Here is an 18,982-nt window from a genome sequence, read left to right on the forward strand (position 1 = left end):
AATTAGGCTTTTTTTATGAACTTTTTTCTTGTACATCATTAATGAGCACTTCTCGTGGTTTACTACCTTCATACGGACCTACTACACCATTCATTTCCATTGCATCAATTAAACGGGCAGCTCGCGTATAACCTACTCTAAACCTACGTTGCAACATAGAAACAGATGCTGTTTGCATTTCCACTACGAGCTGAACTGCTTCATCATATAATTCATCTTCTACTTCCTGCTTCGTATCAGGAACATCTTGTGGAATCATATCTTCTTGATATTGCGCTTTTTGCTGACCAATAACATACTCTACAACTCTCTCAACTTCATCATCGGATAAAAATGCACCTTGTACACGTACAGGCTTCGATGCACCAATTGGTATAAACAGCATATCTCCACGACCTAGTAGTTTCTCTGCACCACCGCCATCAAGAATTGTACGAGAATCTGTTTGAGAAGATACAGCGAATGCAATACGTGATGGAATATTCGCTTTAATAACCCCCGTAATGACATCAACGGATGGACGCTGCGTTGCGATAATTAAATGAATACCAGCCGCACGAGCCATTTGTGCCAGACGCATAATCGCATCCTCTACATCCGATGAAGCGACCATCATTAAATCTGCTAACTCGTCCACAATTACGACAATATAAGGTAATTCCGGTTGTTTCGCTTCTGATTGACTATTATGCTCTTTTATATAGTCATTATATCCTTCAATATTTCGCGTGCCACTATGAGCAAACAACTCATAACGGCGTTCCATTTCACTCACAACTTTTTTCAATGCTTGTGATGCCTTTTTCGGATCGGTTACAACTGGTGTTAATAAATGAGGCACACCGTTATATACATTTAATTCTACCATTTTCGGATCGATCATCATTAATTTTACTTCATGTGGCTTTGCACGCATTAAAATACTAACAATAATACCGTTAATACATACACTTTTTCCGCTACCCGTCGCACCGGCCACTAGTAAATGGGGCATTTTATTTAAACGGGCTAATACAGCTTCACCTGTAATATCTCGTCCAAGACCAATTAACAACTTCTCTTCAGGGTGATTATTAGCTTTAGAATCAAGAACTTCTCTAAGCGTTACCATAGAGACTTCTGAGTTTGGAACTTCAATTCCTACAGCTGATTTCCCGGGAATAGGTGCTTCAATACGAATGTCTTTCGCAGCTAAAGCAAGTGCTAAATCATCACTTAAACTGACGATTTTGCTTACCTTTACTCCCATATCAGGATACACTTCATATTTTGTAACTGCAGGACCTCTATGTACTTTTGTTACTTTCGCTTTCACTCCAAAGCTTTGGAAAGTACGTTCTAATTTACGAGCATTCTCATAAATTTCCGCATTTTCATTTGTAACTTGCTTATTCTTTGGAAATTTCAATATATCAAGTGCGGGAAGCTTGTAATCTTTATTTTCTACATTTGAAAATTGCATTGGCGGGGCACTTGTTTCCGCCTCTAAAGATTCTACAATCTTTTCTCCACGCTTTTTCTTAGATTCTTCAACAGGCGGAACCTCTTCAATAGACGGTGAAGTTATCAACTCTACTTCCTGTTCTTCGCTAATTCGTTTATTCTCTTCTTCATTTACAGGATAATTCTCAGTAAAGTTCGAAATAATTGGAGGATCAATTGATATTTCTTCCATCGGCTCAACAACTTCTTCTTGTTCCACAGCACGTTCGCGCCTCGTACTTCTTGTTGTTTTTTTCTTTTCTGTTTGTTCAGCCGTTCTTTTGGATCTCCAATCTTTATAATCCCCTTGCATTACTTCAAATTGACTTCTAAGGATTCTTCCTACAGGGGCAAGCACTTCCCCAATATGCTTATTTGTTATACAAAGTATGCCAAGAATCACTAAAATAATACCAATGATATAAGCTCCTACTTCGTCAAATAAGAAGTAACATGTCGCGAACATAAGCGCTCCAAACATACCACCACCTAAATGAACGCTATCTGGACCCTTTTTCATTTCAAGAAAGAAGTTATCTTTCGTACTCACAATAACAGACGTATTTTGCACTGCTCCATCTTTCGTAAGAAGGTTAAATAATGTAATATGACTAAACATTAATATCGCCAATACTATTAAATAAAAACCGATTAACCGTTTATTTAAAAGGTTCGGCCATCCACGTTTGATAACGAACGAAACCGATAAAGCTATTACACCTAACACACCAATTATGTACCACTCACCAAAGAAGAAGCGAAAAAATAACACAAACGATTTCCCTACAACGCCTAGCTGTAAAATCGTAATGATTGAAAGTGCAAAAAGAGTTAAACCGACGATTTCATAATACAAAGTTGGCTTTATCGTGCGTCTTGCTTTTGCCTTCGTCCCTCTTTGCTTTTGTTTTGCCATTTCTTCACCTCGTGTTCTACATGTAAGTAGGGCTTCTTAAAAAGCTCTACTTATATGTCTGTTTTCTCTATTTTTTCAGGTCTTATCTCTTCTATTTTTACACTTCTTGTAAATTGTTAAATAAACAGAAGAAAGCAGCCCTATCATGGCTGCTCAACCGTCTTGTTTTTTATATTATACCATAGCTTCTAAACAAAATCCTTCTTTTTGCTAAAAGGTTATTTTCTGGCCCGGCTCAAACTCTAAGTAGTGTAACGGATCCGTACTTAACACACGTACAATCGAATAATACCCTTGTTCTTCTTCTGAAACCATTAATTCAACACCATTTATATTTACAACTTTTTGGCTTTCACATTGCGAATAATCAGCTGGATATACAAGTTGCTCTGGCATAATTGTGTATAAAATCATTGTAACATTGTCCCTTCTGCACTATCATCCATGCGAGCATCTATTAATTCATTCAGTTTTCGAATCGCATTCCCAATACCACCGACATCATCTATAAGACCATATTTCACTGCATCGCCACCAATTACATTCGTCCCAATATCTCGCGTCAAATTCCCTTTCGCAAACATAAGTTCTTTAAAACGATCTTCGGTTACTTTCGAATGTTTCGTCACAAATCGAATGACTCTTTCTTGCATTTTATCTAAATACTCAAATGTTTGCGGCACACCTATAACAAGACCTGTTAGACGAATGGGATGAATTGTCATCGTCGCAGTTTCCGCAATAAATGAATAATCCGTAGAGACGGCAATTGGTACACCGATAGAATGCCCTCCGCCCAGAACAAGAGATACTGTTGGTTTCGAAAGCGAAGCTACCATCTCAGAAATTGCTAATCCTGCTTCAACGTCACCTCCGACCGTGTTTAATATTAAAAGCAAACCTTCAATTTTCGGATTTTGTTCTATCGCAACAATTTGCGGAATAATATGCTCATATTTTGTTGTTTTATTTTGCGGCGGCAACTGAACATGACCTTCTACCTGCCCAATGATTGTTAAACAATGAATACTCGATTCATTCATTTGTGGTACATTCGTTTGTCCTAGCTGTTGAATTTTTTCCACTATCGAAGCTTCTTTCCCAGTTTCTTTCGGCTCAGCCTCTTTCCCTTCATTTGTATAACGATCACGTTCTGTCATATCGCATCCCCTTTCACTCGTATATCACTATTATTTCTTAAGTTATAAATTTCATTCGATAGAGTTTAAAAAGAAAAAAAGATCACCCGTAAAGGTGATCTTTTTTAAACTTCCATAATAATCGGTAAAATCATAGGTTTTCTCTTTGTCTCTTCGTACAAGAACTGTCCTAATAATTCACGAATATTTTGTTTTAACATAGACCATTCAATTGAATATTCTTTAATTGATTGCTCAACAATCATACGTACAATCTCTGTAGAGCGGTCAATTAATGCTTCTGATTCACGTACATACACAAAACCACGTGAAATGATTTCTGGACCAGAAACAATTTTCTTTTCATCCTTACCAAGTGTTACAACAACTACTAATATTCCATCTTGAGATAACATTTTTCTATCTCGAAGAACGATATTACCAACGTCACCTACACCTAATCCATCAATTAATACATTGCCCGCTTGCACTTTACCAACTAAGTTCGCTTCATCTTCACCAAAACCAATTACATCGCCTTTTTCTACGATAAAGATATTTTCTCTTGCAATACCTACATCTTCAGCTAAGTATGCATGTGCTTTTTGCATACGGAACTCACCATGTACGGGTACAAAATATTTCGGTTTCATTAAATTTAACATTAATTTTAATTCTTCTTGGCTACCGTGACCTGAAACGTGAACTTTTCTTTCACCGTAATAAACAACTTCAGCTCCCGCTCTAAATAACAAGTCGATAATTTTTGATACAGATATTTCATTACCCGGAATTGGAGAAGCCGCAATAATAACCGTATCACCTTTACGAATTGAAATTTGTTTATGAGCTTGCTTCGCCATTCTAGAAAGGGCCGCCATCGGTTCACCTTGGCTACCTGTCGTTAAAATAGCTACCTTTTTCTCTGGGAAATTGTCTACTTCTTGTAGTGAAATAACCATACCTTCTGGAACATCTAAATAACCAAGACGTCTTGCGATATCTACTACTTTCACCATACTACGTCCTACAACCGCTACTTTTCGTCCTGTTTCAGCAGCTGCATCAAATACTTGTTGAATACGATGTACATTCGATGCAAATGAAGCAACGATAATACGTCCTTCTGCGCCGTAGAACACTTTAGAAATTTCTACACCAACTTCTTTTTCAGAACCTGTATAGCCTGGACGCTCAGCATTTGTACTATCAGATAATAAGCATAGTACGCCTTCATTTCCGATTTGAGCCATTTTCCCAAGATCTGCTCCACTATTTCCAATTGGAGTTTGATCGAATTTAAAGTCTCCTGTATATACAATCGCACCTTTTGATGTATGGAAACAAACACCAACAGAATCTGGAATACTATGTGTCGTTCCAAAGAATGACACCGTTGTAGTATTAAACTCTACTGTTGAATTTGAATCGATTGTTTTTAAGTCTACACGGCCTAACATACCCGCTTCGCCAAGTTTTTCTTGTATAAGTCCTACTGTTAATTTCGTTGCATACACTGGAATAGATAATTTACGAAGTACGTAAACAATACCACCAATATGATCTTCATGACCGTGAGTAATAAATAAACCTTTTACTCGCTCTTGGTTTTCCACTAAATATGTAATATCAGGAATAACGATATCAATTCCAAACATTTCATCTCCTGGGAACATTAACCCTGCATCTACAATAAAGATTTCAGAATCAATTTCAACACAGTACATGTTTTTCCCGATTTCACCTACTCCACCAAGAGCAAATACTTTAACAGACTCATTCTCTTTTCTCTTCATGTTGTTGCCTGGTTTAAAAATCTTTCAAACACTGATTTCACTAAAATTGCAGAGACACCAGGGGAAACTCTACAACCACCATATATTCACCGTCCAAGACGAATGTCCTTACCGTTATGCGATATCATGTCCTTGTTTATTTTTTAAACCAGGTTTCACCTCTCTTTCATTATATAAATCAAATATCTTATTCGATATGATATGAAAATGTAATCAAATTATAATTTTTACCAATTTTGCTAAGCATACCCGTACTAAGCTACTTAGCCATATTATACCTGATACAAGAAATAGAACACAAGTTAAATCGTGCGAAAGAGAAAGTAAAAGAACGGAATTACAACAAAAGTATCGAATGTATTTCCTGTATATTTGCTTCAATTTTGTACTCCATATTATTTTGACGAAATCACCATAAATAAGCTAACTTCATTTCATAATATGGATTTTCAAAACATATTTTTCTAGAATCGAACAAAAACACTTATAAAATGAAGCTTTTTTTATGAATCCCGTCACATTTGAGACAATCCCTTTAAAAAACAGAATCGATAGTTTATTACGTTTATACAAATGTTTATCCTATAATAACTATGTTTTTTGATTCATTTAAAGGTGTACAATTATTTTCTTATACATGCTGCAATACATAATGAAGAAGTGATTAAACAAACGGAGTAATATGGTAGGTGAGAAAAGAAGGGTAAAGATTTTCATACCAATAAAAAATGACCTAGTTCTACACTAGGTCATTTTTTATTAACGAGGGATAGATTGCATAACAGATTGTAACGTTACTCTTTCTTCTTCTGTTAATGGAAGAAGTGGTAAACGTACAGAACCTACATCTAACCCAACCATTTGTAACGCTGTTTTTACTGGCGTTGGGCTTGGCGCCATAAATAATGAATCCGTTACTCTTACAAGTAATTGATGTAATTTTTGCGCCTTTTTAAATTCTCCTGCTTGGAATGCTGCAATCATTTCTTGCATTTCATTTCCGATCACATGAGATGCTACAGAAACGATACCTTTCGCTCCAACTGCCATAGCTGGTAACGTTAAACCATCATCACCGCTGTATACCGCAAAGTCGTCCGCTGTTTTTTCAATGATTTCTGTCATTGTTAACACATCGCCGCCTGCATCTTTAATCGCAACAATGTTTTCTATTTCTGATAAACGAACAACTGTATCAACGGAGATTTGTACAATAGATCGTCCTGGAACGTTATATAGCATAACCGGAAGCGGCGTGCTTTCAGCAATTGCTTTAAAATGCTGATACATTCCTTCTTGACTCGGTTTGTTATAATACGGTGCTACTAGCATTACTGCATCAACACCAACTTCTGTTGCCTTTTTCGTTAAGTCAATAGAAGCATGCGTATTATTGCTACCTGTTCCAGCGATTACGGGCACCCTTTTATCGACAACAGATACGACATGGCGATATAACGCTACTTTTTCTTCTGAAGTTAATGTAGGAGATTCTCCTGTCGTTCCTCCTACCACGATTGCTGTTGTACCGTTATCTATTAAATAATTTACCAATTTCGTTGTCTTTGCAAAATCGATATTTCCGTTTTTATCAAACGGAGTTACCATCGCGGTTGCAATTGTCCCAAAATCTATCATGGTCTCACTCCTTATTGTTCCAGTTGCTTTTCTTTTGAAAGCTCAAACGCACTATGTAATGCATTTACAGCCTCCACTAAATCAGTTTCTTTTACAAGAACCCAAATTGTCGTATGGCTATCTGCCGATTGCAAAATTTGAATACCTTTTTCAGCTAAAGCTGTAACGATTTTCGCAGTAACCCCTGGGTATCCTGCCATTCCAGCTCCTACAATAGATACTTTTGCACAATGCTCTGTCACAATTGGCTCATATCCAAGGTTTTTTAATAATTCAACTGCACGACTTGATACACTATCACTCACCGTATAAGCTACCCCAGTAGGTGAAATGTTAATTAAATCGACACTGATTCCTTCATTCGCCATTTCTTTAAACACATGCTGTTGTAAATCATATGCTGTTTCTTTTGCAAGCACTTTAATTTGCGTCACATTTGATACATGAGCGATACCTGTAACAGGACGTTCTTCTACATCACGGCCTTTTGTCGCACCGTCCGATGCTGAAATAAGCGTACCTTCACTATCAGAATACGTAGAACGTACACGAAGTGGTACTTTGGCATGCATCGCAATTTCAACTGCACGTGGATGAACGACTTTTGCACCTTGATATGCCATGTTACAAATTTCATTGTATGTTACCGTTTGAAGATGACGTGCATCTTTTACAATGCGAGGATCCGCAGTCATAACACCTTCTACATCTGTAAAGATATCAATAAATTCAGCATGAAGCGCAACACCTAATGCAGAAGCTGAAGTATCGCTACCTCCGCGCCCAAGTGTTGTCGTATCACCTTTTTTCGTTTGTCCTTGGAATCCTGTAACGACGATTACATCTACATTTTCTAATTCTTCATGTACACGATCGCAATTCATTTCAATAATCTTAGCATTCGTAAAATCCTCATTTGTTACAAAACCAGCTTGTGCACCATTTATTGCCGCTGCTTTTATACCGTTCTCATTTAACATGTTAGAGAAGACGATTGCTGAGATTAATTCTCCGCATGATAATAATAAATCTTGCTCACGATTAGAAATGCGAGATTCCTCTTGATTTACAAGACTTAACAAAGTATCAGTTGCATATGGTTCACCTTTACGGCCCATAGCAGATACGACAGTAACTACTTTATAACCCGCATCTAGCGATTTTTTTATATGATGGAGCGCGTGCTTACGTCCATTTTCATCACGTACAGACGTGCCACCAAATTTTTGAACAATAATTTTCATATTTTGCACCTTCTCTTAGCCGTTTACACTAATTGTAATTTTACTAAGCGCTCTGCAATTTGAACAGAATTCCATGCAGCGCCTTTTAATAAGTTATCAGATACGACCCAAAGATGGAATCCTTTATCGTTATTTAAATCTTTACGGATTCTTCCAACGAATACTTCGTTTTTACCTACTGCAGTAGCTGGCATTGGATATAACTGCTCTTCTGGATTATCTTGCAGAACGATACCTTCCGCATTTGCAAGTAAGCTCTTGAATTCTTCTACTGTTACGCCTTCTTTTTCTACTTCGATGTAAACAGACTCTGAGTGACCTGATACAACTGGTAAACGTACACATGTTGCCGCTACTTCTAACTCAGGCATATGCATAATTTTTTTCGTTTCATTAATCATTTTCATTTCTTCAAACGTAAATCCATTATCTTGGAATTTATCAATCTGTGGAATCGCGTTGAAAGCAATTTGGAAATGTTTCTTATCACCTGATACAGGTAAAACATTTGCCTTCACTTCTTCACCATTTAAGATTGCTTGTGATTGTTCATGAAGTTCTTCAATCGCTGCCGCACCAGCACCTGATACAGCTTGATATGTGGAAACGATTACTCGTTTTAAACCATATTGCTGACGAACTGGCTCAAGAGCTACTACCATTTGAATTGTAGAACAGTTTGGATTTGCAATAATACCATTATGTTCTTTTAAGTCGTTTTCATTTACTTCAGGTACAACAAGTGGCACGTTTTCTGTCATACGGAATGCACTTGTATTATCAACAACAATCGCACCGCGCTTTGCTGCTTCTGGCGCTAATTGTTTTGATACAGATCCACCAGCACTAAATAGTGCGATATCTACTCCTTCAAAACTTTCAGGAGTTGCCTCTTGAACTGTAAATTCTTCGCCTTTAAATACAAGTTTCTTACCTGCAGATCGTTTAGATGAAAGTAACGTTAACTTCCCGATTGGAAATTCTCGTTTCTCTAAAGTATTTAACATTTGTTCACCAACTGCGCCGGTTGCTCCAACTACAGCGACATGAAAAGTTTTTTGCTTTTCCATCACTATGCCCCTTTCTAGATACCAATCCTTCTATAACTTAGAATCAGAAGGAGTATAGAATACCCCTTCTAATCTTAATAACGTTAATTTTATCATATTCTACAGTAAGAATGATGGTTTCATCAAAAATTGTCCGTTTTTTTTCGTTTTTTAATTCATATATCTGAATTTTTCTACGACAACCGGTTGCAATTGCTTTCCTTGCAACGCTTCTAATACTGTATCTTCAAGCAGCTCCATGCGAGCTACCATTGAGTTCGGTTTTTTCTCTGGTGCATCTTGACCGAATGGGACGAAGTAGATATTTTTTGTTGCCATTAGGCGCATGAGATTTACTCCATTAAGCCCCAAAGCATCATTCGTCGAAACAGCCAATACGACAGGCTTGCCATTTCTTAGCGTCGCTTTCGCTGCCATTAGTACTGGAGAGTCTGTCATTGCATTTGCAAATTTACTCATTGAATTTCCTGTTAGTGGTGCAACTACCATACAATCTAGTGGGATTTTAGGTCCTAGTGGTTCTGCGCCAACAATTGAATTAATTGCTTTAAAGCCTGTTACTTCTTCAATCTTTTTAATCCACTCTGCTCCTTCTCCAAATCTCGTATTTGTTGATTGAACAGTGTAAGAAACAACGGGGCGTACTTCTGCTCCCTCAGCAATTAACTTTTCTAAATGAGGCATTACTTCTTCGTACGTACAATGTGAGCCAGTAAAACCAAACCCTATTCTTTTCCCTTTTAAATTCATTCCCCATTCTCCTTTCTTGCGATTACGTCTTCTGCCAGTAACTGCGAAAGAACATTCGCTAAAATTTGTCCTGCTGTTTTTGGAGCAACAATACCTGGTAACCCAGGTGCTAACAGTGCTTTGACTCCTCTTTTTTCCGCATATCTAAAGTCGGTACCGCCTGGTTTAGAAGCTAAATCAATTACTAACGTATGAGCTGGCATTTTTGAAATGACATTCGCTGTCACGACGAGATGCGGAATTGTATTAATAACAATATCGATATTTCCTACTTCCTTCTCAATGTTCTGCATATGAAAAGGAGAAAACATCATTTCTGTAATACGTGCAATATGTTCCGATCGCCTTGCTCCAACTTTGACATGGGCTCCTAATGATTGAAATGCTCTGGCAACACTCATCCCTGTTCTACCAAATCCTAAAACCATTACATTAGAACCATGAATCGTATAGTCGGTATGTTGAATTACCATCATTAATGTACCTTCTACAGTTGGAATAGAATTGTAGATTGCCACATCATCACGATCAAATAATTTAACAAGTTTGCGGTTTGTAGTAGATACGAGATTTTCCAAGTAAGGCGTACCAATACCTGAATATATAGTAAAGTGTTCTGGTGTATTTTCAATTTGTTCTTTCGTTATAGAAACTTTTTCGTTTGAAAAAATAGTATCTACTTCTCCCTTGGCATTTGTACCTGCAACTGGCAAAATAATTGCATCTACAGAAGTGAAATCTAAATTTTGTATACTTTCTTTTGCTGCCCCTGTGAAGCCATGATCTAACTGATCAAACCCTATCAATGAAAGTTTCGCATCCAATTCAACTAGCTTGCGAATTACTTCTAGCTGTCTTGCATCTCCTCCTATGACAGCAATATGCATCTCAGTCAACATTCCCTAATTCACCTTCTTTTTCTGTCATTTATAAGAAAAGTGCCTACTTTTTCTTTTTCCTCCACATCATATGTAATGTACGAGTTTTAGGTGATTGAAAAACAAAAAGCACGTATGATTTATCCAGCTCTTTGTATGCAGTAAGACCCCCAACTCAAAATCTCAATTAATATAAACTAATACTCAGAAGGGCATGAACAAAAAAAGATGACCAAAATGGCCATCTTTCACTTCGAATTTGAACGATCCGTAATATCACAAAGGATCATATCATGCCCCACTTTTTTAATTTGGCTCCACCCTACTCTTATTTCTTGTGGTTCCTTTTTAAAACCTCCCCATTTCCCAGCAGGTATGATAAGAACCTGTATTTGCCCATCCTTCTCATCAATCTCTAAATCCACATGACCTAAAACCCCCATTTTTTCGGCTCTTTCTAAATTTACAATCTCTTTACCACTTAATTCGCTTAAACGCATACACTCTCCCCCTACCGAATTATAAATTTAAGTTATCCATAATTAGTACCTATTCTGTATATCCCCAAAAAATAACCGTATCTCATTTAAAAGAGATACGGTTATTTTTACATACTTCATATAAAGCAATTATAGTTTTATTCCTTTTGGAAGTTTTCCATCTGGACTAATTAATGCTGCAGAGAATTCATCTGTAAACATGTTACGAATTAACTCATCAACATTTTCTTTTGTTACAGTGTTTACACTTTCAATAATCTCATCAAGTGAACGATGCTTACGAAGTAGCAATTCATTTTTACCATTACGGCTCATACGGCTATTTGTACTTTCTAAACTTAACATTAAGTTTCCTTTTAATTGCTCTTTACTATTAATAAGCTCTTTTTCTGTAATACCTGTATTTTTCAATGTTTCTAATGTTTCCTGCATTGTTTCATACAGTGTATCTAATTGTTGGCTACCTGTTCCACCATACAGCGTTAACATACCTGTATCTTCATAAGAAGAATGGTAAGAAAATACTGAATAGGCTAACCCGCGTTGCTCACGTACTTCTTGGAATAAACGGCTACTCATACTACCGCCTAAAACGTTATTTAATACGATTAAGTTATAAATATCTTCGTGTCCCATTTGTAAGCCTTTATATCCTAAACATAAATGAGCTTGTTCTGTTTCCTTTTTACGTGCTACCTTATTAAAATGGAAAATTGGGCTATGTACTTGTTCACGGTTTGTTGTTCCTTCATAACTACCGAAGTATTGCTCTACCGTTTGTAAGAAGGCTTCATCAATATTTCCTGCAACTGAAACAACTACATTTTCAGGTGTGTAATGATCCTTGATATATTGGCGTAGCGTATCACCTGTAAACGTATCAAGCGTTTCTTCTGTCCCTAAAATAGGATATCCAAGCGGATGCGTTTCATATGTTGCTTTCGTTAACATATCATGCACAATATCATCTGGAGCATCTTCGTACATTTTAATTTCTTCACATACGACATTCTTCTCTTTTTTCAGTTCTTCCTCATCAAATGTTGAATTAAAGAACATATCTGCTAATACATCTAAAGCATATTTAGCATGCTCATCTAGCACTTTTGCATAGTAACAAGTGTATTCTTTTGAAGTAAAAGCATTCACTTGCCCACCAATGCTATCAAATGATTCTGCAATTTCGCGTGCACTACGTGTTTCCGTCCCTTTAAAGAACATATGCTCTAAAAAGTGGGAAACCCCGTTATTTTTTTCATTTTCATTTCTTGATCCCGCATGGATCCAAATACCAATCGCAACCGATCTTACAGTTGGTATATTCTCCATAACGATTCTTACACCATTTTTACAAGTATATTTTTTAATCAAAAACTTTCCTCCTACTGCCAGTTTCTCTAAATAAGTGCTATTATTTAATGATAACAAGTTTAAGGATGAATGTCATGCAAATGTATTTAATCCACACGTTTTTCATCCAGTAATTCTGTTATATTCCCTACTTTATATCCTTGTTCCTTCAATTTTGTAATCATTGTATCTAATGCTTCTGCTGTAGATGAAGTTGGATGCATTAATACGATAGCACCTGGATGTATTTTTCTCATTACTCTCTGCAACAGTACATCTGGATCAGGTCGCTTCCAATCAATTGTATCTACAGTCCACATAATTGTTCCCATTTGGAAATCATCTGCAATGTTCACGACTTCATCCCGAAAACTTCCACTTGGCGGAGCAAACCATCTCACCTTTTGATTCGTAGCTGCTTCGATCATTCGATTTGTTTTTTGTAACTGATCTCGTATTTCATCAGACGATAGCGTTTTCATATTAGGGTGGGTATACGAATGATTTCCGACTTCTTGATTTGCATCGACAATCATTTTTGCAAATCGCAAATTTTCTTTCACCCAGCGTCCTTCTAAAAAGAAAGTCGCCTTCACATCATGTTTTTTCAATATTTCTAATATACGCGGCAAATACTCGTTTCCCCACGCCACATTTATTGTTAATCCCACCATCTTTTTATTTGGATGCCCCCTATAAATTGGAGCTGGTGATAAATCTTTTAAGTGGACACTTGGTGATACTTCCTTGAATTCAAGATGTTTTTGATCAAATTTCTTTAGTTTCTTCATATTACCATAGGATGCTTCCATATCAACTTGTCTTCCATTATATCCCGGTGTCGCTTTCCATATTTTATCAATCATCGCATTTTGAGGTGCAATCTCATATTGTTTTGCATGTTTTTGAATTTCTTCATACAAGTTATCCTGTGCAAAAACGGAATAAGAGCCTACACTGACATATAAAAAGAATATACATATGTATGCCAATATACGAGCTTTCATATAAACCCTCCCATTAACTATATAAAAACCTTTTTTCTTCTTATCTTTGTTAATTTGAGCGTTATAATGAAAACTATACCTATACTGACATAAAAATATATATAAATCATATTTTTACATAACAAAAAAAGCCAGTTTAACTGGCTTTTACTTATTGCTGCTCTTGTTTGTTTTCTTCTTTAGCAGCTTCTTTTTCTTGCTCTTCTTTTAGCAATACTTTTCTAGATAGGTTCACACGACCTTGCTTGTCAATCTCGATAACTTTAACTGTAATTACATCACCGATTTTCACAACGTCTTCTACTTTACCTACACGCTCAAGTGCAAGTTCAGAAATGTGAACTAATCCATCTTTACCGCTGAATAATTCAACGAAAGCACCGAATTTCTCAACACGTTTCACTTTTCCTTCGTAGATTTCACCTACTTGTACTTCGCGAACGATATCTTCGATAATTTTCTTAGCTTTATCATTCATTTCTTGATTTATTGAAGAAATAAATACTGTACCATCTTGCTCGATGTCAATTTTAACGCCAGTTTCTTCAATAATTTTATTGATTTGCTTACCGCTTGGTCCAATAACGTCACGGATTTTATCTGGGTTAATTGTCATTGTAATAATCTTTGGAGCGTAAGCTGATAATTCAGTACGTGGCTCTGCAATAACAGATAACATATGATTTAGAATGTGCACACGACCAACTTTCGCTTGTTGTAATGCCTCTTCTAAAATTTCACGAGATAGACCATCGATTTTAATGTCCATTTGCAGTGCAGTTACACCTTTTGCTGTACCCGCTACTTTAAAGTCCATATCGCCTAAATGATCTTCCATACCTTGAATATCAGATAAAATTGTGTAATGCTCACCAGTTTTAACTAGACCCATTGCAATACCTGCAACTGGAGCTTTAAGTGGAACACCAGCATCCATCATTGCTAAAGTACTACCACAAATACTTGCTTGTGAAGTAGAACCATTTGATTCTAAAACTTCAGATACAAGACGTACTGTATATGGGAAATCTTTTTCAGATGGAATTACAGGCTCAAGAGCACGTTCTCCTAGTGCACCGTGACCAATTTCACGACGACCTGGTCCACGCATCGGTCTTGTTTCACCAACACTAAATGATGGGAAATTGTAATGGTGCATAAAGCGTTTCGATTCTTCTACACCAAGACCATCTAAAATTTGCACATCGCCTAATGCACCTAATGTACAAATACTTAATGCTTGTGTTTGTCCACGTGTGAATAAACCAGAACCGTGTGTACGAGATAAAATGCCAACCTCTGATGCTAATGGACGGATTTCGTCACCTTTACGGCCATCTGGGCGGATTTTTTCAACTGTAATAAGACGACGTACTTCTTCTTTTACAATTTTATATAAAATCTCACTTACTTGTCCTAATGTATCAGCGTCAGCTTCCTGCGCTTCGTAATGCTCAATTACACGCTTTTTCACTTCGTTAATTGCATCTTCACGTGCGTGTTTCTCATGTACTTGAATTGCAGAATGCATATCCTTCTCAGACATTTCACGTACAGCTTGATTAAGATCAGCGTCAACTTCATAAAGTTTCACTTCTGATTTCTCTTTACCTACAGCTTGTACAATCTCTTCTTGGAATGCAATTAGACGTTTAATTTCGTCATGTCCAAACATAATTGCTTCTAACATTGTTTCTTCAGGCACTTGATCTGCTCCTGCTTCAACCATGTTGATTGCATCTTTCGTACCAGCCACAACAAGGTGAATATCACTTTGTTCTTGCTGTTCTACTGTTGGGTTAATAACGAATTCACCGTTAATACGACCAACTGTTGCACCCGCGATTGGGCCTTCAAATGGAATATCTGAAATCGATAACGCTAATGAAGAACCAAGCATAGCTGCCATTTCAGAAGAACAATCTTGATCAACACTCATTACTATGCTGACAACTTGTACTTCGTTACGGAAACCATCTGCGAAAAGTGGACGAATTGGTCGGTCGATTAAACGACTTGCCAAAATCGCTTTTTCACTTGGGCGACCTTCACGTTTAATGAAACCGCCAGGAATTTTTCCGACTGCATATAAACGCTCTTCATAGTTTACTGTAAGTGGGAAGAAATCTACATTTTTTGGTTCTTTTGATGCAGTTGCTGTAGATAGAACCGCTGTATCGCCATATCTTACTAATACTGCTCCGTTCGCTTGCTTCGCAAGCTGACTTGTTTCAACTGTTAGCTGACGACCAGCTAAATCTATCGAGAAGACTTGCTTTTCTTGACTCATTTAAGTACCCCTCTCAATTTAAAGTATTCAATTCTTCTATGTAAATGGATAGTATATCACAATATTCTACCTCTAGTATTACCGAAAATGAAGTAAGCTATAAAGGGTAGAAGATATATTTTTACCTAACAAAAAAGCGGGAATATTCCCGCTTCTTTGACTATCGACGTAAGCCAAGCTTTGTGATTAATTCACGGTAACGTGTGATATCGCTATTACGAAGGTAAGTTAGTAAGTTACGACGTTTACCAACCATCTTTAATAGACCACGACGTGAATGATGATCTTTCTTGTGAGTACGTAAGTGCTCGTTTAGAGTGTTAATTTGCTCCGTTAGGACAGCAATTTGAACCTCTGGAGAACCAGTATCAGTCTCATGAGTTCTAAATTGTGCAATGATTTCATTTTTACGCTCTTGTGTTAAAGCCATCCTATTTCACCTCCTATTAATTAAACCCCCAATTACCTAGCAAGCGTCGGTGAGTCGCAATGCCAAGCAATGGTTGTCATAAAGTACATAACATAGAATACTACTTTTCATTTGAAAAAGCAAGTATATTCTTTTCGTTCGCAAAATATTCTTGTGCTGTTTTCTTATCTTTTGCAATTTGTTCAACTAATTCATCGATGCCATTGAATTTTTTCTCTTCTCTTATACGTATATGCCACTCTACTGTAACATTTTGATCATATATGTCTTTGTTAAATTCAAATAAGTGCACTTCAATAGATAATTGACGCTCATCTTCTTTAAAAGTTGGTTTATATCCAATATTACATACACCATCGTACCATTCATCGTGAACTTTTAATCTCACTGCATAAACACCTACAGGTGGTAATAGATACTCATCGCTTAAACCTACATTAGCTGTAGGAAAACCAATTTGACGTCCACGCTTATCACCGTGTACAACCGTTCCCCCTACTGTATATGCTCTACCTAAAATAGATGGAATTTGTTCCATTTCGCCATTCCGAATTAACTTTCGTAATGCTGTAGAACTTACTTTCTCTTCTTGAAATTCAACTTTTTCAATCACAGTCTGTGTAAACTCCCCTCTTGCATGAAATGGTAAAGTCTCCATCTTTCCTTTTCCTAAACGTCCATATGAATAATCAAACCCTGCTACTACATGCTTTACATTTAAACCAATAACATAATCATCTACAAATTGTTGTGGCAATAAGCCTGCAAACGATTCATCAAATTTAATAACATATAATATATCGATCCCTAAGTTTTCGACTATTTTTTCTTTATCACACATTGGTGTAATGTACTCCGCATGCGCTTCCTTTTTTCCTAAAACAACAGATGGGTGCGGATAAAATGTCATAACTGCACTTTTATATCCCCGTTCATCCGCTATTTGTTTCGCAGTTCGAATCACACATTGATGTCCTAAATGAATGCCATCAAAAAATCCTAATGCCATTACAGTAGGTGGTAATTCTAATTTATTTTGTTCATGTGGATGAGTTAAATGAATAAGTTTCACGCTTGAATTCACCTTTTTCTGTAATAATCCTTCCAATAATTCATTATAGCTTTAGTTCTTGATTATTCACAAGTACTTTCATCGGCTTTAGCATACCAGGGTGTTTTGGATGGTGCTCATAAATTGCAAGGCAGCGATTATTTTTATCAAACACTGTTATAAATGGCGCCGTTATTTGCAATTCATTTTTTAAGAACATACCATTCTTTATTTTCTCTGCTTGCTTTTCATCTACAACCATTTTCGGGAACTTACTTAATGCTTCATCAATTGAAATGAAGATAGACTCTACTGTTCCATTTTGCACGTTTTCTTCAATTTCTTCAAATGATATGCAATCTTCTAATAAAAATTCACCAGAAGCTGTTCTTACAAGGTGAGACATATGTGATGGAAAACCAAGTTTTTCACCAATCATTACTGCTAACGTTCTTACATATGTCCCTTTACTACACGTTACACGGAAACGGAATGAAATATTTTGCCCCTCAAACACTTCACGGTCATCTAATAATACAAATTCATGAATTGTAATTGTACGAACTGGACGTTCAACTTCTTGTCCCGCTCTTGCATATTCATATAATTTTTTTCCATTAACTTTTACAGCTGAAAACATCGGAGGCATCTGTTCAATCGTACCAGTTAATGCAGCAAGAGCTCCTTCTACTTCCTTACGAGTAATAACACGATCAACATTTTTCGTTTCAACAACTTCACCAGAAGCATCTTCAGTTGTTGTTGAAAATCCAAGTGTTACTTCACCTTCATATGTTTTCGTCTCACTTGTTAAAAATTGTGCAATCTTCGTTGCTCGTCCCACACAAATAGGTAATACTCCTGTTACATCTGGATCTAATGTTCCTGTATGACCAATTCGTTTCTCACGCAATATCTTTCTTAATTTAAATACACAATCATGTGATGTCATGCCTTTTGGTTTATGTAATAATACTACACCTTCCATATATGTTCACCTCATCATAATTCTTTCATAAGTAATTATCCAAAATTTATTTTGCATTGAAAAAATGGATAGACAAATGTCTATCCATTATTCTTCACGTTTACCGTCTTTATTAATTTGATGTAAAAGTGTATCAATTCGATGACCATATCCGATAGACTCATCAAACTCAAAGGAAATTTCCGGCGTTTTACGAAGACGAATACGTTGGCCAATTTCTGAACGAATGAAGCCTTTTGCCTTCGCTAAACCTTTTAATGTATTTTCTTTCTGCTCTTCATCACCTAAAACAGAAATATATACTGTAGCAATTTGTAAATCTCCACTCACTTGTACATCTGTTACTGTAACAAATCCAACACGTGGATCTTTAATTTTACGACTGATGATGTCGCCTAATTCTTTTTTCATTTGCTCGCCTACACGGTTTGCACGTAATTTCATAACTCTTCA

General features: G+C 36.6%; 17 protein-coding genes. All 17 read right to left on the reverse strand.

Annotated features, from left to right (window positions below; genetic code table 11):
* Positions 1–13 precede the first annotated feature (13 nt).
* Positions 14–2,398: a DNA translocase FtsK gene (locus F8162_RS09085; RefSeq protein WP_151632600.1), complete on the reverse strand. Its 2,385-nt coding sequence runs from the start codon at positions 2,396–2,398 to the stop codon at positions 14–16.
* A 210-nt stretch (positions 2,399–2,608) separates the two neighbouring features.
* Positions 2,609–2,812, reverse strand: a complete 204-nt coding sequence (locus F8162_RS09090) for a YlzJ-like family protein (protein ID WP_151632602.1) — start codon at positions 2,810–2,812, stop codon at positions 2,609–2,611.
* The gene (tepA, locus tag F8162_RS09095; RefSeq protein WP_000139828.1) at positions 2,809–3,558 is read right to left on the reverse strand and encodes a translocation-enhancing protein TepA; all 750 of its coding nucleotides are present in this window, start codon (positions 3,556–3,558) and stop codon (positions 2,809–2,811) included. Before tepA ends, F8162_RS09090 begins: the two co-directional genes overlap by 4 nt.
* Before the next feature lie 104 nt (positions 3,559–3,662).
* Positions 3,663–5,333, reverse strand: a complete 1,671-nt coding sequence (locus F8162_RS09100; protein WP_151632604.1) for a ribonuclease J — start codon at positions 5,331–5,333, stop codon at positions 3,663–3,665.
* 759 nt (positions 5,334–6,092) lie between these two features.
* Positions 6,093–6,971: a 4-hydroxy-tetrahydrodipicolinate synthase gene (dapA, locus tag F8162_RS09105; protein ID WP_000564777.1), complete on the reverse strand. Its 879-nt coding sequence runs from the start codon at positions 6,969–6,971 to the stop codon at positions 6,093–6,095.
* Positions 6,972–6,982: 11 nt separating this feature from the next.
* A complete protein-coding gene (gene dapG / locus F8162_RS09110; RefSeq protein ID WP_151632606.1) occupies positions 6,983–8,215 on the reverse strand; it encodes an aspartate kinase in 1,233 nt (410 codons plus the stop codon).
* Between the two features lie 23 nt (positions 8,216–8,238).
* Positions 8,239–9,285, reverse strand: coding sequence for an aspartate-semialdehyde dehydrogenase (asd, locus tag F8162_RS09115; RefSeq protein ID WP_000414854.1), 1,047 nt, complete (start codon positions 9,283–9,285; stop codon positions 8,239–8,241).
* Positions 9,286–9,435: 150 nt separating this feature from the next.
* On the reverse strand, positions 9,436–10,035 hold the full coding sequence (gene dpaB / locus F8162_RS09120) for a dipicolinate synthase subunit B (protein ID WP_151632608.1): 600 nt from the start codon (positions 10,033–10,035) through the stop codon (positions 9,436–9,438).
* A complete protein-coding gene (gene dpaA, locus F8162_RS09125) occupies positions 10,032–10,934 on the reverse strand; it encodes a dipicolinic acid synthetase subunit A (protein WP_000954740.1) in 903 nt (300 codons plus the stop codon). The genes dpaB and dpaA overlap by 4 nt, the downstream gene beginning before the upstream one ends.
* 227 nt (positions 10,935–11,161) lie before the next feature.
* Positions 11,162–11,413: a YlmC/YmxH family sporulation protein gene (locus tag F8162_RS09130; RefSeq protein ID WP_151632610.1), complete on the reverse strand. Its 252-nt coding sequence runs from the start codon at positions 11,411–11,413 to the stop codon at positions 11,162–11,164.
* Positions 11,414–11,542: 129 nt separating this feature from the next.
* The gene (locus F8162_RS09135; RefSeq protein ID WP_000593006.1) at positions 11,543–12,784 is read right to left on the reverse strand and encodes a M16 family metallopeptidase; all 1,242 of its coding nucleotides are present in this window, start codon (positions 12,782–12,784) and stop codon (positions 11,543–11,545) included.
* A gap of 86 nt (positions 12,785–12,870) precedes the next feature.
* Positions 12,871–13,770 carry a polysaccharide deacetylase family protein gene (locus tag F8162_RS09140; RefSeq protein WP_151632612.1) on the reverse strand — a complete coding sequence of 300 codons (900 nt, stop codon included), beginning with the start codon at positions 13,768–13,770 and terminating at the stop codon, positions 12,871–12,873.
* A gap of 151 nt (positions 13,771–13,921) precedes the next feature.
* Positions 13,922–16,060, reverse strand: a complete 2,139-nt coding sequence (gene pnp / locus F8162_RS09145) for a polyribonucleotide nucleotidyltransferase (RefSeq protein WP_046957398.1) — start codon at positions 16,058–16,060, stop codon at positions 13,922–13,924.
* A 160-nt stretch (positions 16,061–16,220) separates the two neighbouring features.
* Positions 16,221–16,490, reverse strand: coding sequence for a 30S ribosomal protein S15 (gene rpsO, locus F8162_RS09150; RefSeq protein WP_001229392.1), 270 nt, complete (start codon positions 16,488–16,490; stop codon positions 16,221–16,223).
* Between the two features lie 100 nt (positions 16,491–16,590).
* Positions 16,591–17,562 (reverse strand): bifunctional riboflavin kinase/FAD synthetase, encoded by a 972-nt coding sequence (gene ribF / locus F8162_RS09155; RefSeq protein ID WP_151632614.1) that lies wholly within the window; start codon positions 17,560–17,562, stop codon positions 16,591–16,593.
* Between the two features lie 43 nt (positions 17,563–17,605).
* Positions 17,606–18,529 carry a tRNA pseudouridine(55) synthase TruB gene (gene truB, locus F8162_RS09160; protein ID WP_151632616.1) on the reverse strand — a complete coding sequence of 308 codons (924 nt, stop codon included), beginning with the start codon at positions 18,527–18,529 and terminating at the stop codon, positions 17,606–17,608.
* An 87-nt stretch (positions 18,530–18,616) separates the two neighbouring features.
* Positions 18,617–18,973 (reverse strand): 30S ribosome-binding factor RbfA, encoded by a 357-nt coding sequence (gene rbfA / locus F8162_RS09165; RefSeq protein ID WP_000776442.1) that lies wholly within the window; start codon positions 18,971–18,973, stop codon positions 18,617–18,619.
* Between the last annotated feature and the right edge of the window lie 9 nt (positions 18,974–18,982).

This window comes from Bacillus sp. CH140a_4T (assembly GCF_008923725.1).
Taxonomy (GTDB): domain Bacteria; phylum Bacillota; class Bacilli; order Bacillales; family Bacillaceae_G; genus Bacillus_A.